The following is a 17,391-nucleotide window of genomic DNA, read 5'->3' as shown; positions in this document are numbered from 1 at the left end:
CCTAGCGGGACGAGCCGGACCGATGAGCTCCACACGAACACTTGCCCGGTTCTGTGGATTACCGGCCGGTTGTGGACAACCCGCGGCCTCCACGCCTGCCCTCCGGGCCGGGGTCAGGATCCGCAAGCCGTACGCACGGCCGTGCACCTCGGGACGGGTCAGCCGGCACAGGCCCGCCGGGACCGGAAGTCGGAGGGATCCCGGGGGCTCTGCCCCAGACCCCTGACGGGCACCCCGTGCCCCCTACGCCCCCTGGTCGGGCACGTCCGTCTTCGCCGACACGGTCTTCTTCGCCGTCGCCTTCTTCGCCGCCGCCGTCTTCGTCCCGGCCGGCTTCTTCGCGGCGGTCTTCGAAGCCGCCTTCGCCGCCGTCTTCTTCGCCGCCGTCTTCTTCGCGGCGGCCTTCTTCGCCGGCGCCTTCTTGGCCGGGGCCTTCGCCGTCTTCTTCGCGGTCTTCTTCGCCGGCCCCTTCGCCCGCTTCTCCGCCAGCAGCTCGAACCCGCGCTCCGGCGTGATCGACTCCGGCTCGTCCCCGCGCCGCAGCGTCGCGTTCGTCTCGCCGTCCGTCACGTACGGCCCGAAGCGCCCGTCCTTCACCACCACCGGCTTGCCGCTCGCCGGGTCCTCGCCCAGCTCCTTCAGCGGCGGCTTCGCCGCGGCCCGGCCGCGCTGCTTGGGCTGGGCGTAGAGCGCCAGCGCCTCCTGAAGCGTCACCGTGAAGAGCTGGTCCTCGCTCTGCAGCGAGCGCGAGTCCGTGCCCTTCTTCAGATACGGGCCGAAGCGCCCGTTCTGCGCGGTGATCTCCGTGCCGCTCTCCGGGTCGGTGCCGACGACCCGCGGCAGCGACAGCAGCTTCAGCGCGTCCGCCAGCGTCACCGTGTCCAGGGACATGGACGTGAACAGCGACGCCGTCCGCGGCTTCACCGCGTTCTTGCCGGTCTTCGGCGTGCCCTCGGGCAGCACCTCCGTCACGTACGGCCCGTAGCGCCCGTCCTTGGCGACGATCTCGTGGCCGCTGTCCGGGTCGGTGCCCAGCTCGTACGCCCCGCTGGGCTTGGCGAGCAGCTCCTCGGCCAGCTCGACGGTCAGCTCGTCCGGCGGCAGCTCGTCCGGCACGTCCGCGCGCCGGTGGTCCTCGGTGTCCCGCTCGCCGCGCTCCACGTACGGCCCGTAGCGCCCGACGCGCAGCACGATCCCCTCGCCCACCGGGAACGTGGAGACCTCCCGGGCGTCGATCGCGCCCAGGTCGGTGACCAGCTCCTTCAGCCCCGCGAGGTGGTCGGCGCCGGCCCGCTCCTCGGCGGGGGTGGTCACGTCGTCCGTACCGAAGTAGAAGCGCCGCAGCCACGGCACCGACTCGGCCTCGCCGCGCGCGATGCGGTCGAGGTCGTCCTCCATCTTGGCGGTGAAGTCGTAGTCGATGTAGCGCCCGAAGTGCTTCTCCATCAGGCCGACGACGGCGAAGGAGAGGAAGGACGGCACCAGGGCCGTGCCCTTCTTGAAGACGTAGCCGCGGTCCAGGATCGTGCCGATGATCGAGGCGTACGTGGACGGGCGGCCGATCTCCCGCTCCTCCAGCTCCTTGACCAGCGTCGCCTCGGTGTAGCGGGCGGGCGGCTTGGTGGCGTGCCCCTCCGCTGTGATCTCCTCGGCGGTCAGCCGGTCGCCCTCGGCGAGCTGCGGCAGCGGCCGGTCGCGGTTGTCGAGGTCGGCGGAGGGGTCGTCGGAGCCCTCGACGTACGCCTTCATGAAGCCGTGGAACGTGATGACCCGGCCGGACGCGGAGAACTCGGCGTCCCGCCCAGCCCACTCCCCGCTTCCAGCGGCCGATGTGCCGCCCAGCTTCACCGTCACGGACTGCCCGGTGGCATCCTTCATCTGCGACGCGACCGTACGCATCCAGATCAGCTCGTACAGCCGGAACTCGGTGCCGGACAGCCCCGTCTCCGCCGGCGTGCGGAACCGGTCGCCCGAGGGGCGGATCGCCTCGTGCGCCTCCTGGGCGTTCTTCACCTTGCCCGCGTAGATGCGCGGCCGGTCCGGGAGGTAGTCGCTCCCGTACAACTGCGTGACCTGCGCCCGGGCGGCGGCGACCGCGGTGTCCGACAGCGTGGTGGAGTCGGTCCTCATATAGGAGATGAAGCCGTTCTCGTACAGCCGCTGCGCCACCTGCATGGTGGCCTTGGCGCCGAGCCCCAGCTTGCGGGACGCCTCCTGCTGCATCGTCGTGGTACGAAACGGGGCCGACGGCGAACGCCGGTAGGGCTTCGCCTCCACGCTGCGCACCGCGAACGCGGCGTTCTGCAGCGCGGCGGCCAGCGCGCGGGCGGAGTCCTCGCTCAGGTGCAGCACCTCGGCCGACGAGCCGCCCTTGAGCTGCCCGTCCGGGCCGAAGTCGCGGCCCTGGGCGATGCGGCGCCCGTCGACGGCGGAGAGCTTGGCGCCGAAGGCGGTCGGATCGGTGGCATCGCCGGCGCGGCCAGTGGAGAAAACGCCGGCCAGGTCCCAGTACTCGGCGGAGCGGAACGCGATGCGCTCGCGCTCCCGCTCGACGACGAGGCGGGTGGCGACGGACTGCACCCGGCCGGCCGACAGCCGGGGCATGACCTTCTTCCACAGCACCGGCGAGACCTCGTACCCGTACAGCCGGTCGAGAATGCGGCGGGTCTCCTGCGCGTCGACCAGCTTCTTGTCCAGCGCCCGCGGATTGGCGACGGCCTGGCGGATCGCGTCCTTGGTGATCTCGTGGAAGACCATCCGGTGCACCGGCACCTTGGGCTTCAGCACCTCCAGCAGATGCCAGGCGATCGCCTCGCCCTCGCGGTCCTCGTCCGTCGCGAGATACAGCTCGTCCGACTCGGCCAGCAGTTTCTTCAACTTGCTGACCTGCTGTCTCTTGTCGCTGTTCACCACATACAGCGGCTCGAAGTCATGATCGACGTTCACCCCGAGCCGCGCCCAGGGCTCTCCCTTGTACTTGGCCGGCACCTCGGCGGCGCCGTTCGGGAGATCGCGGATGTGCCCGACGCTCGCCTCGACCTCGTAGCCGGGGCCCAGATAGCCCTTGATCGTCTTCGCCTTGGTAGACGACTCCACGATGACGAGTCGGCGGGACTTGCTGGTGGCGGACAACTTCGGCTCTCTCTTCTCCGGTCGGAAGCTGGCAGCGATCTGGTGGGGGGATTCGCGGCGATCTTGCCGGTGGTCGTCGTCGGTGGCCTTGTGGGCACTCTATGTGGATGGTCGTGCGGTCGTACGTTGCTGTGCCGGGCGTTGCTGCGGAGTGTGACGGTACAACCCGCCCCCGTGTCAAGCGGCTAAAACCCGGGGCGCCACTCGAACGGTAACCCGACAAGCCGCCTAGCTCCCGCACAGGGCACATTACGGTCGCCGCGGTCTGTAACGCGCAGCCCCTTGACAACGGCCAGTACTACGGATGGGAGTATGGGCGTCCGACCCGTGCCGCGAGGCCGGTTCGGAGCCCACCACTACACATCCGACCGGGGGGACGTTCAGTGTCCGATCCGAATCAGAATCCTTACGGCCAGCAGCCCGGACAGCCGGGCCAGCCGGGTCAGCCGGGTCAGCCGGGTTACGGCTACCCGCAGTACGGCCAGCAGGACCCGAACCAGAACCCGTACGCGCAGCAGCCCGCCCAGCAGCAGGGATACGGCTACCCGGGCGGCCAGCCCGGCAACCTCCCGCAGGCCCCGGCCCCGGCTGCACAGGGCTACGACCCGAACGCGCCGTACGGCTACGACGCACACGGTCGCCCGTACTCCGACAAGTCCAAGATCGTCGCAGGCGTGCTGCAGCTCTTCATCGGCACGCTGGGCATCGGCCGCTTCTACACCGGGCACACCGGCATGGCCGTCGCCCAGCTCCTCACCTGCGGCGGCGTCGGCATCTGGGCGCTCATCGACGGCATCATGATCCTCGTCAGTGACGACAAGACCGATGCCAAGGGCCGCGTCCTCCGCTCCTGACGCCGTCCGCCCTCCGGCGCCCCCAGGGCACCCGGACCCGTCGCCTCCAGTTCCCCCGCAACCGGAGACGACGGGTACCGTGCGCCCGCCGGGGGCGGAGGGCAAGCGGAGCGGGAGGCGCGGGAGCGTACGGCGCGTGCTGAACCTGCTGCGCCGCCCGGCCGCCGCACCCGTCGCCCTGGCGGCGGCGGGGGCCGCGGGCGCGGCGTACCTCTACGGCACGAACCCCCACGACCCGGGTCACTGGCTGCCCCGTTGCCCGTTCAACTGGGCCACCGGCCTGGACTGTCCCGCCTGCGGCGCTACCCGCATGGCGTACGACCTCCTCCACGGCGACCTCGGCGCCGCCTTCCACGACAACGCCCTGATGCTGCTGCTCGGCCTGCCGTTCGCGGCGGTGCTGTACGGCCGCTGGCTCTACGAGGGCCTGCGCGGGCGCCGCTGGACGCCGTCCTTCGGACGGCTCGGCACGGCGGCGGTGCTGGGCGTGGCCGTGGTGTGGGCGGTGGTACGGAACGTGGCGGGCTGAGCCGCTCCGCGGAGCGGCTCAGCCGCTTCGTACCGCCGGCTCAGCCCGTTCGGCGCACTCAGCCCGCTCAGCCGGCCGCTGGGGCTCAGGCAGGGCTCAGGCGGGACTCTGGCAGGACTCAGGCGGGGGCCAGGAAGCCCTGCTCCAGCAGCCGCCGGAGCTCGCCCGGCGTGCGCTCCCGCAGCACCGCCGGGTCCTCCCCCAGCACCTGCGCGATGGCGTCCAGGATGACGCCCGCCGGCAGCGTGCCGTCGCACGCCCCGGCGAAGCCCGCCGCGACCGTGTCCACCCGCGTCGCCCGCCGCATCCCCCGCTGCCGGCGCAGCACCACGTGCTCCGGGTCCTCCTCTCCGGGCCGGCCCACCTGCTCCTGCACCACGTCGTCCGCGAGCCGGAAGGTCGTCGCCAGCAGCGCCGCGTCGTCCGTACGGCGCAGGAAGTCCTGCCGCGCGAAGTGCTCGACCACCGCCGCGCCGAGCGGCTGCTCGACGGCGTGCGGCCAGTCCTCGACGGTGACCGCGGGATCCGCCGCCCCGACGCGGCGCAGGGTGATCCAGCCGAAGCCGACGGCCCTGGTGCGGGTGGCGGCGAAGGCGTCGAGCCAGTCGTCGTAGCGAGCCGCGTAGGCCGCGTGGTCGGCGTGGTCGCCCGCGTCGCGCAGCCACAGCTCCGCGTACTGCGTGACGTCCTGCACCTCCCGCTGCACGATCCAGGCGTCGCAGCCCGGCGGCACCCAGTCCGCGACGCGCTCGCGCCAGTCTTCGCCCTCGACGTGCTGCCAGTTGGCGAGGAGCTGGCAGTAGCCGCCGTCGGCGAGGTGGTCCGCGGCCTCGCGGACGAGGGTGCGGCACAGCTCGTCACCGGCCATGCCGCCGTCGCGGTACGTCAGCCGGGCGGCAGGGGAGATCACGAAGGGCGGGTTGGAGACGATCAGGTCGAACCGCTCGCCGGCCACCGGCTCGAAGAGCGAACCGGCGCGCAGGTCGGCGGCGGGCGCGCCGGAGAGGGCGAGGGTGAGCCGGGCGCAGGCGAGGGCGCGGGGGTTGACGTCGGTGGCGGTGACGGCGTCGGCGCGGGCGCCGGCGTGCAGCGCCTGGATCCCGGACCCGGTGCCGAGGTCGAGCACGCGCCCGCCGTCGAGGGGCACGGTGAGCCCGGCGAGCGTGGTGGAGGCGCCGCCGACGCCGAGTACGAGGTCGGCGCCGGGCGTGCCGCCGTTCCCGTACGCACCGGAGGCGCCGTTACCGTACGCACCGGCCGCGGCAGCCGCCCTCCGGGCACCCGCCGCACCCCCCACCGCACAGCCCAGATCCGAGACGATCCACCAGTCCTGGCCCGCCGGCCCGCCGTACGGCCGGACGTCGACCACGGCCCGTACCGCCTCACCGTCCGGGCGCAGCCAGCCGTCCGCGAGGCACGCCGCCAGCGGCAGCACCGCCTCGGCGTGTGGGCGGGGGACGGCGCTCTGGAGGAGGAAGAGCCGGGTGAGGGTGGCGAGGGCCGGCGGCGTGCCGCCCGGCGGCCACCGTGTCGCCCGCTCCGCGGGCACGGTCTCGCTGCGGGCCAGGGCCGCGTACGCGGGGGCGCCCAGGAGGTCCAGCAGGCCGTCGGCGGTGAAGCCCGCGGCCAGCAACGCCGCGCGCAACTCGGCGGCGCCGTCGGGGCGGGGGAGGTCGAGGCGGGGGAGATCGTCGGTGGCACGCACGGGCACCATTGTGGTGCCGCCGCCGCGCCCGCGCCGACCGGCCCGCCGCGTGCGCCCGGACCTGCTGCCGCGCCTGCCGGGCCCGTCGGGCCTACCGGGGCTGCCTGGCCTACCGCGCCTGCCGCGCCTGCCGCGACTACGCCTTCTGCGACGGCTTCGCCTGCGACTTCTGGCAGCCCTGCTGCTCGGCCAGCGCCTCGCCGACCTCGCCCGCCTGCAGCTTGTTCAGCGCCTGGTCGCCGCTCTTGCTGATCTTGTCAGCCTCGCCCGCCAGCTCCCGCAGGCCCTCCGCGAACGCCGCCTGGTCCTTGACGTCCAGGTCCTCCACCTGCTTCTGCAGGTCCGCGTACGCCGCGGCCACCTGCTCCAGCTCGGTCACGGCGCCGCCGTGGGTGTTCTTACCGTCGTCGACGGGCGGCGCACCCACCTTGTTCACGGCCTTGCTCATGGCCGTGTACGCGTCCGAGATCTCACCGAACGCCTTGGCGTCCGTCTCCTGCACCTTCCGCGGGTCCTTCTCCGTCGTCGCCTCGCTGATCGCGAGGTTGGCCTCATCCCGCTTCTGCAACTCCGGCTGGATCCGGTCGCAGAGCGAGCCCGCCCACTTCTGGACCTCCGCGTTGTCGTCCTCGCCGCAGCCGGTCGCCACGACCAGCGTGACGGCGGCACCGGCCAGGGTGGCGGCAAGCGTCTTGTTCACTGTGTCCTGCCAAGGAGGCGCAGGGCTGTGGGCCCGGGAGGGATTGGCTTCTTGGGAGGGAGCCGCTTGGCGGCGGAGTTCCCTCCGCTGTGTCTCAACTGCAAGGTTGATCCCCTCACGTGCGTCGTACTAGCGTGTTGTGCGTGAAGATTATTGCGCAGGTGAAATTGCAGCCGGGGTCGGCCTATGTGGCCGACGCCCTGGCCGCAACCCTGCGTGCCTGCAACCGTGCCGCGAACCGGGCGTCCGAGGTGGCTTTCGCCAGGAACCTCAAGCGCCGCAACGTGTTGCAGAAAGAGGTCTACTTCGCCCTCAAGGCTGATTTTGACCTGGGGGCGCAACCGGCCGTACGGGTGGTGACGAAGGTGTGTGACGCCTACGCCACCCTCAAGGGCAACATCACGGCCGGGAACCTCGGCCCGGCAGGATCCAAGCGCCGCAAGCGGGCGGAGTCCAAGCCGATCGTCTTCCGCGACGACGCCGCCCAGCCCTTCGACGACCGCATCTTGACCTGGGACCTCGACCGACGCACCGTGTCCATCTGGACCGTGGCAGGGCGGATCAAGCACATCCCGTTCGTCTGCTCGCCCCAGGCAACCAAGCTCCTCGCCTCCCGCAAGGGCGAGAGCGACCTGGTGATGCGGGACGGCAAGTTCTTCCTCGTCGCCACCATCGACATCCCCGAGCCCGCCCCCTACAAGCCCGACGGCTTCCTCGGCGTGGACCTCGGCGTCGTCAACATTGCCACGACCAGCGACGGCCAGGTCCTCGCCGGGCGCAGGCTCAACCGGTACCGCAAGCGCCACCGCGACCTGCGGACCAAGCTCCAGAAGAAGCGCACTAAAGCAGGCAAGCGCGTCCTCAAGCGCAACCGTCGCCGCGAGGCGCGGCACGCCGCCAACACCAACCACATCATCGCCAAGAAGCTCGTTGCCACCGCTGAACGCACCTCGCGCGGGATCGCCCTGGAAAACCTGGGCGGTATCCGGCAGAGGGTCACGGCCAAGAAAGACCAGCGGGCACGACTGCACTCCTGGGCCTTCGCCCAGCTCGGCACCTTCATCGGGTACAAGGCACGACGGGCAGGTGTCCCGGTGGTCACAGTCGATCCCCGGAACACCTCCCGGCAGTGTTCGGAGTGCTGGCATACCCACCGCACGAACAGGGTGAATCAAGCACGGTTCGCCTGCCGGTCCTGCGGGACCGTGCTGCACGCGGACCACAACGGCTCCCGCAACATCGCCCACCGCGGCGATGCTGCGTGGCAGCGGGGCGCAGTCAACCGCCCCAGAACCAGCCCAGGCTAGTTCCGGACGCAGGGGACCACGCGGCAGCCAGTCGCGCTCCACTTGCAATCAACACCCTTCCGGCCGAGACACAACGATCTCGGTCGCTTGCGGCCGAGAAGTTGACCGGATCATCCCTTCGTCCCGGAACATACACCGGCACCCCGCCGGTACGACGAATCGCCGAGGCCGCACGCCGCGTCATGCACCATTTGCCACGGCAGCCACAGCAGTCACAACAGTGACAGTGGTCCCGCCTCTCATACCGCACCCCGCCGGCCGGGAGCGGTCTGGCCTCCCGGCCGGCGGGGTGCGGTGCCGTAGAGCTGTGTCTCAGCCGTTGACCACCGCCGGGTCGGTCGGCGACTTCGGCGAGGAGTTGGAGGCCGCGGTGGTCTCCGGCTCCTCGTCCCCGACCGCGATGCCCCGGCGCTTGGAGATGTACACGGCGCCGGCGATGATCGCGATGGCCGCGCCCGCGATGATGATCCGTACGCCGACGTTCGAGTCATCTCCGTAGGAGAACTTCACCACCGCCGGAGCGATCAGCAGCGCCACCAGGTTCATCACCTTCAGCAGCGGGTTGATCGCCGGGCCCGCGGTGTCCTTGAACGGGTCGCCGACGGTGTCACCGATCACCGTGGCGGCGTGGGCCTCGCTGCCCTTGCCGCCGTGGTGGCCGTCCTCGACGAGCTTCTTGGCGTTGTCCCAGGCGCCGCCCGAGTTGGCCAGGAAGACCGCCATCAGCACGCCCGCGCCGATGGCGCCGGCGAGGAACGAGGCCAGCGCGCCGACCCCGAACGTGAAGCCGACCGCAATCGGCGCCATGACGGCGAGCAGACCGGGCGTACGCAGCTCGCGCAGCGCGTCCCGGGTGCAGATGTCGACGACCTTGCCGTACTCCGGCTCCTCCGTGTAGTCCATGATCCCCGGGTGCTCGCGGAACTGCCGGCGCACCTCGAAGACCACCGCGCCCGCGGAGCGCGACACGGCGTTGATCGCCAGACCGGAGAAGAGGAAGACGACCGCGGAGCCGAGGATGAGGCCGACGAGGTTGTTCGGCTGGCCGATGTCCAGGCTGAGGCCGAGCGGGTTGCCGACGTTGCTGGCCTCCGCCACCGCCTCGTTGACCGCGTCGCGGTACGAGCCGAAGAGCGCCGCCGCCGCGAGGACCGCGGTGGCGATGGCGATGCCCTTGGTGATGGCCTTGGTGGTGTTGCCGACCGCGTCCAGGTTGGTGAGGACCTGGGCGCCGTCGCCCTCGACGTCGCCGGACATCTCGGCGATGCCCTGGGCGTTGTCGGAGACCGGGCCGAAGGTGTCCATGGCGACGATGACGCCGACGGTGGTCAGCAGGCCGGTGCCGGCCAGGGCGACCGCGAAGAGCGCCAGCATGATGGACGTACCGCCGAGCAGGAACGCTCCGTAGACGCTGAGGCCGATGAGGACCGCGGTGTAGACGGCGGACTCCAGGCCGATGGAGATGCCGGAGAGCACCACCGTGGCCGGGCCGGTCAGGGAGGTCTTGCCGATGTCTCGTACGGGGCGGCGGTTGGTCTCGGTGAAGTAGCCGGTGAGCTGCTGGATGACCGCCGCGAGCACGATGCCGATGGCGACCGCGACGAGCGCGAGCACCTGCGGGTTGCCGTCGTGCTCGGCGATGCCCGCACCGACGCCGTCGAGGTCCGCGTACGACGAGGGGAGGTACGCGAAGACGGCGACGGCCACCATCACCAGGGAGATCACCGCGGAGATGAAGAAGCCGCGGTTGATGGCGGTCATGCCGCTGCGGTCGTTGGCCCGCGGCGCGACGACGAACACGCCGATCATGGCGGTGACGACGCCGATCGCGGGAACGATCAGCGGGAAGGCGAGGCCGGCGTCGCCCAGTGCGACCTTGCCCAGGATGAGCGCGGCGACCAGGGTGACGGCGTACGACTCGAAGAGGTCGGCCGCCATGCCGGCGCAGTCACCGACGTTGTCGCCGACGTTGTCGGCGATGGTGGCGGCGTTGCGCGGGTCGTCCTCGGGGATGCCCTGCTCGACCTTGCCGACGAGGTCGGCGCCGACGTCGGCGGCCTTGGTGAAGATGCCGCCGCCGACACGCATGAACATCGCGATGAGCGCGGCGCCGAGGCCGAAGCCCTCCAGCACCTTGGGCGCGTCGGCCGCGTAGACGAGCACGACGCAGCAGGCACCGAGCAGGCCGAGGCCCACGGTGAACATGCCGACCACGCCGCCGGTGCGGAACGCAAGCTTGGTCGCCTCGTGGCTCACCGCGGTGAGGTCCTTGGCGGGCTCGCCCTCGCGCGGGGTGGCAGCGCGCGCGGCGGCGGCCACGCGCACGTTGCTGCGGACCGCGAGCCACATGCCGATGTACCCGGTCGCGGCCGAGAACGCGGCGCCCACCAGGAAGAAGATCGAGCGTCCGGCCCGCTCCGACCAGTCGTCGGCGGGCAGCAGCATGAGCAGGAAGAACACCACCACGGCGAAGATGCCGATGGTGCGCAACTGGCGGGCCAGATAGGCGTTTGCGCCTTCTTGTACCGCCGCCGCGATCTTCTTCATATTGTCCGTGCCCTCGCCGGCGGCGAGCACTTGACGGAGCAGCACCACGGCGACCGCGAGTGCGGCGACCGCGACCACGGCGATGATCGCCACGATGGCACGGTTGCCGCTGGTGAGTTCCACGGCCAGTAGGTGGTCCTGCTGTAGTGGGGTGAAATGCCCCGCCATTCGTCCTCCTTGACGTACGGCACATGGGCGCGCGGCAGCCCCGACTGCGGGTTTGAGCGGTCGGGGTTTGGGCGGCCGCAGCGCTCAGGCGTCCTGAGCTGCAAGTTGTGGACGGATTGTAGGGAGCGGAGCTAGATCAAAACAGGGCGTCCCCCGGGGAATTCGGCTCCGACGACGATCAACGCCTCGGAGAGCATCTGTCAATTCCCTCGAAAGAGGGATGCGGGAACGCCCCGGCAATGACGGGGAAAATGATCTCGGTGCGCGAAGAAAGCGCTGATCAGAAGCCCCTTGATCTTGAAATGCGCGGGTCAAGGGGTGGGTCGCGCGGGGCTACGGGCCGGGGGTGGGCGGGGCGCGGGAGGGCGCGGCACGGCCCCGGGGGCGGGTGGACCGATAGTTGGCCGGAGTCGGCCGGAGAGGATCCGGGCGGGGCGGAGGAGCCCGCGGGAGGGGCGGAGCCGGGTCGCGCCGGGAGGGAGGTGCAGGGAGAGCCGTCAGGAGGGTGAGGGGGACCGTCAGAAGTGCCAGGGGACCCGTTAACCGTCGGAAGGGCCAGGAGGCCGTCAGGAGGGCCAGGAGGCCGTCAGGAGCCGGCCGTGGCGGTGGCGGCCGGCCAGCTCATCCGGATCGTGCCGCCGGACTCGCTCGCGGTCACCTCGACGTCGTCGACCAGACCGCTGATGACCGCGAGGCCCATCTCGTCGTCGATGTCGGCGTCGACGCCGCCCGGCACGCTTGCGTTCCCGTCGCCGTCCGGTTCCGGGTGGGTCTCGGCGGTGACGCGGGCGGCGGGTACGTGACCGGGGACCGTCGGCGCGTCGTCGCCGACCTCGATGGAGAACTTCTTCTCCTCCTCGGTGAGCACGACCCGCACCGGCCCCGGCAGCCCGTGGTGCTGGTGCAGCCCGACGGCCCGCAGGCAGGCCTCGCCGACGGCGAGACGCACCTCGTCGAGCACCGCCTCGTCCACACCGGCCCTGCGCGCGACCGCGGCCGCCACCAGGCGGGCCGTGCGGACGTGCTCGGGAAGGGCACTGAAGCGCAATTCAACGGTGGGCATGCCATCCCCTTCACGTCATCCCACGCCATCCCGTATCGCCACGGGAAGTATCCGTCCGTACCGGAGCCAACCGCAGAGGGACCCGGCGCGCGGCCCGGTCCCTCCGCCGTGTCTGGCGCCTGTGTCAGTCCTTCGCGGCGACGGCTTCGTCGACCGAGGTGTGGATGGGGAACACCTTGGTCAGGCCCGTGATACGGAAGATCTTCAGAATGCGCTCCTGGTTGCAGACCAGCCGGAGCGAGCCCTCGTGAGCCCGGACCCGCTTCAGTCCGCCGACGAGGACGCCCAGACCGGTGGAGTCGAGGAAGTCGACCCGCTCCATGTCGACGACCAGGTGGTAGCTGCCGTCGTTGACCAGCTCGACCAACTGCTCGCGCAGCTTGGGGGCGGTATACACATCAATCTCGCCACCGACTTCGACGACCGTGCGGTCGCCCACGGTACGAGTCGACAGGGACAGGTCCACGGATCCTCCAGCACCTTTCAGCGAGCGGCTGCCCCGGGCGTCCCCCGCCGTCCGGCCGGAGACGGATCGGCATCCGCCATGGCATTCAATCACTTCCCCCCGGGCGTGCACGACGCCTTGGGGGCATTGTCCGTCGCATCGGTGACACACTCGTGCCGATGGACGCGAACGAGTGGGGGGACGCGAACGAGCGCGGGCCGGCCCCGTGGGCCGACGGCACCGGGCCCGGCCCGCGGCCCGGCGCACCCCACGTCACACCGCCCGGACCGCCCGACGGCGCGGCGCACCGCACGGCGGCGGACGGCGCTCGGAACGGTACCGCACATGTTCCGCCGCGCACCGCGCTGCGCCGGCTCGCCGCCCGGGAGGACCGCGCCGCTCGCATCACTCATACGGAGCACCTGCCCCCGCGCGGCGGGCGCCATGCCGATTGGCCTGCGGGCATCCGGCCGGAGGTAGTGGGGGCCATCGAGGCCGCCGGGATCGTGCGGCCGTGGGCACACCAGGCGCGGATGGCCACGCACGCGCTCGCGGGCGACTCGGTGATCGCCGCCACGGGCACGGCGTCGGGCAAGTCGCTGGCGTATCTGGCGCCCGTGCTCAGTGCGGCGCTCGACGGCTCCGAGGCCGCGAACGGGCGGGGCGCGACGGCCCTGTACGTGGCGCCGACGAAGGCGCTGGCCGCCGACCAGCTGCGCGCGGTCAAGGCGCTGGCCGCCCCGCTCGGCAAGGCCGTCCGCCCGGCCGTCTACGACGGGGACACGGCCGCCGAGGAACGCGAGTGGGTGCGCCTCTACGCCAACCTCGTCCTCACCAACCCCGACATGCTGCACCGCGGCATACTCCCGGCCCACTCCCGGTGGTCCTCCTTCCTGCGCGCCCTGCGCTATGTCGTGATCGACGAGTGCCACACCTACCGCGGCGTCTTCGGCTCGCACGTCGCCCAGGTCGTACGCCGGCTGCGCCGGCTCTGCGCCCGCTACGGCGCCGACCCGGTGTTCCTCCTCGCCTCCGCCACCGCGGCCGAGCCGGGGCGGTCGGCGGAGCGGCTGACCGGGCGGGCCGTGGTGGAGGTCACGGACGACGCGTCGCCGCGCGGAGAGGTCGCGTTCGCGCTGTGGGAGCCGCCGTTGACGGAGCTGCACGGCGAGCGGGGCGCACCGGTGCGGCGGACGGCCACGGCGGAGTGCGCGGAGCTGCTGACGGACCTGGCGGTGGCGGGCGTACGGACCGTCGCCTTCGTCCGCTCCCGGCGGGGCGCGGAGCTGGTCGCCATGATCGCCCAGGACCGGCTGGCGGCCGTCGACCGGGCGCTTGCGGACCGGGTCGCCGCCTACCGCGGCGGCTATCTGGCGGACGAACGGCGGGCCCTGGAGGCCGCGCTGCAGTCGGGCGAACTGCTGGGGCTGGCCGCGACGTCCGCGCTGGAGCTGGGCGTGGACGTGTCGGGGCTGGACGCCGTGCTGCTCGCCGGCTACCCCGGCACCCGGGCCTCGCTGTGGCAGCAGGCCGGGCGCGCGGGGCGGTCGGGGCAGGGCGCGCTGGCGGTGCTGGTCGCGCGGGACGACCCGCTCGACACGTACCTGGTGCACCATCCGGAGGCGCTCTTCCGCCGGCCGGTGGAGTCCACCGTGCTGGACCCGGACAACCCGTACGTGCTCGCCCCGCACCTCTGCGCCGCCGCCGCCGAACTGCCGCTGACCGACGCCGACTTCACCGGCGACGCCGCGTGCTTCGCCGCCGGGGCCGCCGGGCTGCTGCCGCAGCTCGCCGACCGCGGGCTGCTGCGCCGCCGCGGCGGCGCCGGGCCGGGGGCGGCCTGGCACTGGACCCGGCGGGAACGCGCCTGCGACCTCACCGACATCCGCGGCGGGGGCGGCCGGCCCGTCGACATCGTCGAGGACGGCACCGGCCGGCTGCTCGGCACCGTCGACGCCGCGGCGTCCCACACCACCGTCCACGAGGGCGCTGTCCACCTCCACCAGGGCCGTACCTACGTGGTCCGCGCCCTGGACCTGGAGGACAACGTGGCGCTCGTGGAGCGCGCCGACCCTCCGTACACCACGGTCGCCCGCGACACCACCTCCGTCTCCGTGCTGGAGACCGAGCGCGAGATCCCTTGGGGGGACGCCCGGCTGTGCTTCGGGTCGGTCGAAGTCACCAACCACGTGGTCTCCTTCCTGCGCCGCCGGCTGATCACCGGCGAGATCATGGGCGAGACGAAGCTCGACCTGCCGCCGCGGACGCTGCGCACCCGTGCCGTGTGGTGGACCGTCACCGACGACCAGCTGGACGCGGCGGGCGTCGCCCAGGAGCAGCTGGGCGGCGCCCTGCACGCGGCGGAGCACGCCGCCATCGGCATGCTGCCGCTCTTCGCCACGTGCGACCGCTGGGACATCGGCGGCGTCTCCGTACCGCTGCACGGCGACACGCTGCTGCCGACGGTCTTCGTCTACGACGGCCACCCCGGCGGCGCGGGCTTCGCCGAACGGGCCTTCGGCGTCGCCCGCGACTGGCTCTCCGCGACCCGCTCGGCGATCGCCGCCTGCGAGTGCGACACCGGCTGCCCGTCCTGCATCCAGTCCCCGAAGTGCGGCAACGGGAACGATCCGCTGGACAAGGCGGCGGCGCTGCGGCTGCTGACGACGCTGCTGCTGACGGGGGCGGAGCAGGGTGCGGCGCAGGAGCCGGTGCCGGTGCCCCGGCCCGCGCCGGCACCGGAGTCCGCGCCGGCACCGGAGTCCGCGGCAGCCGGGGCGGCGGGGGCGGAGGGCGCGGACTGACCCCGTCGCGTACGGACCGGCTCAGCCGGCGGCGTCGAGCCGGGCCCGCTGGTCCGCCGTCAACTCCAGGTCCACCGCCGCCAGGCTCTCGTCCAGCTGCGCCACCGACGAAGCACCGACCAGCGGAACGACCGGCACCTCCCCGCCGATCAGCCAGGACAGCACCACCTGGTTCACCGTCGCGTCGGCCTCCTGCGCCACCGCCCGCAGCGCCTCCAGCCGGGCCGGCGTCCCCGGGTGGTCCAGCTCGTGCCCCAGCGGCTTGTCCGGTCGGACGTAGCCGCCGGCCAGCAGCGGTGAGTACGCCACGAGCGTGAGCCCGGGATTGTGGCGCGCGTAGCTGAGCATCGCCCCGTCCGCGCCGCCCGGCGAGCCGTCCGGGTCGAGCTCGCTGGGGAGGTCGGTGCGGCGGCGCAGGTAGGTGTGGTGGTACTGCAGCAGTTCGTACCCGGCGAGGCCGGCCGCCGCCGCCAGCGCACGGGCCCGCTCCACCCGCCAGACCCACTGGTTGCTCACCCCCAGCAGCCCGACGGCACCCTCGGCCACCAGCGCACCGAACGCCTCGACGGTCTCCTCCTGCGGCACGCTCATGTCGTCGATGTGCGCGTACAGGATGTCCAGCTTCTCCACCCCGAGCCGCTGCCGGCTCTCCTCCGCGGACTGCCGGATCACCATCGCCGACAGGCCCTCGGCGTTGTCGATGTACGAGGTGCCGGGCGCGAGCGGCCGGGCGCCGAGCTTGGTCGCGATGACCACCTCGTCCCCGATCCCCCGGCTGCGCCGCCACCGCCCGAGCAGGCTTTCGCTCTCGCCGCCCTGCAGGCCGTTCACCCAGAACGCGTAGTTGTCGGAGGTGTCGACGAACGTGCCGCCGGCCTCGACGTAGCGGTCGAGGATCGCGAACGACGTCTCCTCGTCGGTCGCGGTGCCGAACAGCATCGCGCCGAGGCTGAGCACGCTGACCTCGCGGCGGTGCCGCGGGTCGGCGCCGATCGTGCGGTACTTCATACGGAGTCCTTTCCTGTGTCGGCCACGGCCGGTCCTGTGCCGGCCACGGCCGGATTCTCAAGGCTGGAGCCTGCTCTACCGCAACCCCGCGGCCGGCCGGCCGCAGAGCCGGGACCGAGCGCCGCCGGATCGCCGAAGAGCGACGAGGAGTCGGCGCTGCCCAAACCCCGGCAGGCGGCGGGGAGCCCGCCCGCGGGCGGGAGCCGCCCGCTGACGGCGGGCCGGCGCGGGAGCGGACCTCGGCGGTGAAGCGTCCGGTACGGGCCGACGCCACGACGTCCGCGACCTCTCCGGCCACGGCGCACCGCAGCAGCTGGGCACCCTGCGCCGCCGCCACCCGGCGGGCCGCCGTGCAGGCCGCCGCCTCGCCGAGCAGCGCCCGGTCCGCCGCCGCCAGCGCGGCCAGGTCGGCCGCCCCGCCGGCGCGGTGGCGGGAGTGCACCGCCTGCCCCAGGCCCAGCGCCGCGGCGAACACCGCGCACAGCGCGAAGCACGCCAGCGCCGACCACACCGTCGCCCCGCCCCGGTCATCGAACGGTCTCTTCCGCAAGGGCGACCGCCTCCCCTCCGAGGTCGAGGGACAACGGCCCCGGTCCCGTCGCCGCGGCCCGCACCCGTACGCGCACTAGATCGCCGTCCCGGGCCACCGTCACGGTCGCTTCGCGAGGAGCCGCGGCCAGGGCGGCCCCCCGCACGTCGGCGGCGGGCTCACCCCGGGCCGCGGCCCGCGCCCCCGCGCGGGCGGCGTCCACGCACTGGATCTGCGCGGCGGCGGCCATCAGCGCCCAGACCAGCCCGAGGGCGAGGAACACCAGCGCCGGAATCGCCGCAGCCGTCTCCGCGGTCACCACCCCGGCGTCACCGCGCCCCGGCCCACGGGCGGGCGGCCGGTCAGAACGGGACGTCGAGCGCGCGTTCCACCACCGCCTGCAGCGCACCGCTGACCGCATCACTCGTCACCACCTTGTACAAGATCGCCGCGAACGCGACCGCCGCGATCGTGCCCACGGCGTACTCGGACGTCGTCATCCCCGCGTCCCCGCCGAACCTCCGTGCGCGCTCGCGCACCCTCCGGACCAACCTGCCGACCATCTCGATCCCCGTATCTCCGTGTCCGTGTCCGTGCTCG

General features: G+C 72.5%; 13 protein-coding genes and 1 pseudogene. 4 read left to right on the top strand and 10 right to left on the bottom strand.

Annotated features, from left to right (window positions below; all coding sequences use genetic code 11):
• Positions 1 to 243 precede the first annotated feature (243 nt).
• The gene (gene topA, locus T328_RS21910) at positions 244 to 3,132 is read right to left on the bottom strand and encodes a type I DNA topoisomerase (protein ID WP_496497820.1); all 2,889 of its coding nucleotides are present in this window, start codon (positions 3,130 to 3,132) and stop codon (positions 244 to 246) included.
• A 383-nt stretch (positions 3,133 to 3,515) separates the two neighbouring features.
• Here topA and T328_RS21905 point away from each other — a divergent pair, with 383 nt between their 5' ends.
• Positions 3,516 to 3,986, top strand: a complete 471-nt coding sequence (locus T328_RS21905) for a TM2 domain-containing protein (RefSeq protein ID WP_496497819.1) — start codon at positions 3,516 to 3,518, stop codon at positions 3,984 to 3,986.
• Between the two features lie 136 nt (positions 3,987 to 4,122).
• Positions 4,123 to 4,515 carry a DUF2752 domain-containing protein gene (locus T328_RS21900; protein WP_496497818.1) on the top strand — a complete coding sequence of 131 codons (393 nt, stop codon included), beginning with the start codon at positions 4,123 to 4,125 and terminating at the stop codon, positions 4,513 to 4,515.
• A 118-nt stretch (positions 4,516 to 4,633) separates the two neighbouring features.
• On the opposite strand, the gene T328_RS21895 is transcribed toward T328_RS21900, so the two are convergent.
• The gene (locus T328_RS21895) at positions 4,634 to 6,229 is read right to left on the bottom strand and encodes a DUF7059 domain-containing protein (protein ID WP_496497817.1); all 1,596 of its coding nucleotides are present in this window, start codon (positions 6,227 to 6,229) and stop codon (positions 4,634 to 4,636) included.
• Positions 6,230 to 6,356: 127 nt separating this feature from the next.
• Complete coding sequence (locus T328_RS21890) at positions 6,357 to 6,920, bottom strand: small secreted protein (RefSeq protein WP_496497816.1); 564 nt, start codon at positions 6,918 to 6,920, stop codon at positions 6,357 to 6,359.
• 143 nt (positions 6,921 to 7,063) lie between these two features.
• On the opposite strand from T328_RS21890, the gene T328_RS21885 reads away from it, so the two are divergent.
• A complete protein-coding gene (locus tag T328_RS21885; protein ID WP_496497815.1) occupies positions 7,064 to 8,227 on the top strand; it encodes an RNA-guided endonuclease InsQ/TnpB family protein in 1,164 nt (387 codons plus the stop codon).
• 312 nt (positions 8,228 to 8,539) lie between these two features.
• Here T328_RS21885 and T328_RS21880 read toward each other — a convergent pair whose 3' ends face one another.
• The 3 genes from T328_RS21880 to bldG form a co-directional block, all read right to left on the bottom strand.
• Positions 8,540 to 10,942 (bottom strand): sodium-translocating pyrophosphatase, encoded by a 2,403-nt coding sequence (locus T328_RS21880; RefSeq protein WP_496497814.1) that lies wholly within the window; start codon positions 10,940 to 10,942, stop codon positions 8,540 to 8,542.
• A 586-nt stretch (positions 10,943 to 11,528) separates the two neighbouring features.
• Positions 11,529 to 12,005 (bottom strand): ATP-binding protein, encoded by a 477-nt coding sequence (locus T328_RS21875; RefSeq protein ID WP_496497813.1) that lies wholly within the window; start codon positions 12,003 to 12,005, stop codon positions 11,529 to 11,531.
• 124 nt (positions 12,006 to 12,129) lie between these two features.
• Positions 12,130 to 12,471 carry an anti-sigma factor antagonist BldG gene (gene bldG / locus T328_RS21870; RefSeq protein WP_018835875.1) on the bottom strand — a complete coding sequence of 114 codons (342 nt, stop codon included), beginning with the start codon at positions 12,469 to 12,471 and terminating at the stop codon, positions 12,130 to 12,132.
• 158 nt (positions 12,472 to 12,629) lie between these two features.
• On the opposite strand from bldG, the gene T328_RS21865 reads away from it, so the two are divergent.
• Positions 12,630 to 15,254 carry a DEAD/DEAH box helicase gene (locus tag T328_RS21865; RefSeq protein WP_496497812.1) on the top strand — a complete coding sequence of 875 codons (2,625 nt, stop codon included), beginning with the start codon at positions 12,630 to 12,632 and terminating at the stop codon, positions 15,252 to 15,254.
• A gap of 21 nt (positions 15,255 to 15,275) precedes the next feature.
• On the opposite strand, the gene T328_RS21860 is transcribed toward T328_RS21865, so the two are convergent.
• The 4 genes and pseudogenes from T328_RS21860 to T328_RS21845 all read right to left on the bottom strand — a co-directional run bounded on the left by T328_RS21860 (position 15,276) and on the right by T328_RS21845 (position 17,354).
• Positions 15,276 to 16,262, bottom strand: a complete 987-nt coding sequence (locus tag T328_RS21860) for an aldo/keto reductase (protein ID WP_496497811.1) — start codon at positions 16,260 to 16,262, stop codon at positions 15,276 to 15,278.
• Between the two features lie 277 nt (positions 16,263 to 16,539).
• Positions 16,540 to 16,737 (bottom strand): annotated as a pseudogene (locus T328_RS21855) (Rv3654c family TadE-like protein); the annotation flags it as partial.
• Positions 16,738 to 16,789: 52 nt separating this feature from the next.
• A complete protein-coding gene (locus T328_RS21850) occupies positions 16,790 to 17,212 on the bottom strand; it encodes a TadE family type IV pilus minor pilin (RefSeq protein ID WP_496497810.1) in 423 nt (140 codons plus the stop codon).
• Positions 17,154 to 17,354 (bottom strand): DUF4244 domain-containing protein, encoded by a 201-nt coding sequence (locus T328_RS21845; protein WP_496497809.1) that lies wholly within the window; start codon positions 17,352 to 17,354, stop codon positions 17,154 to 17,156. Before T328_RS21845 ends, T328_RS21850 begins: the two co-directional genes overlap by 59 nt.
• Positions 17,355 to 17,391 lie beyond the last annotated feature (37 nt).

The sequence above is a fragment of the Streptomyces sp. CNX435 genome, assembly GCF_059570575.1.
The sequence above is the reverse complement of the archived record's forward strand: the minus strand, read 5'-3'. Positions and strand labels throughout refer to the sequence as shown.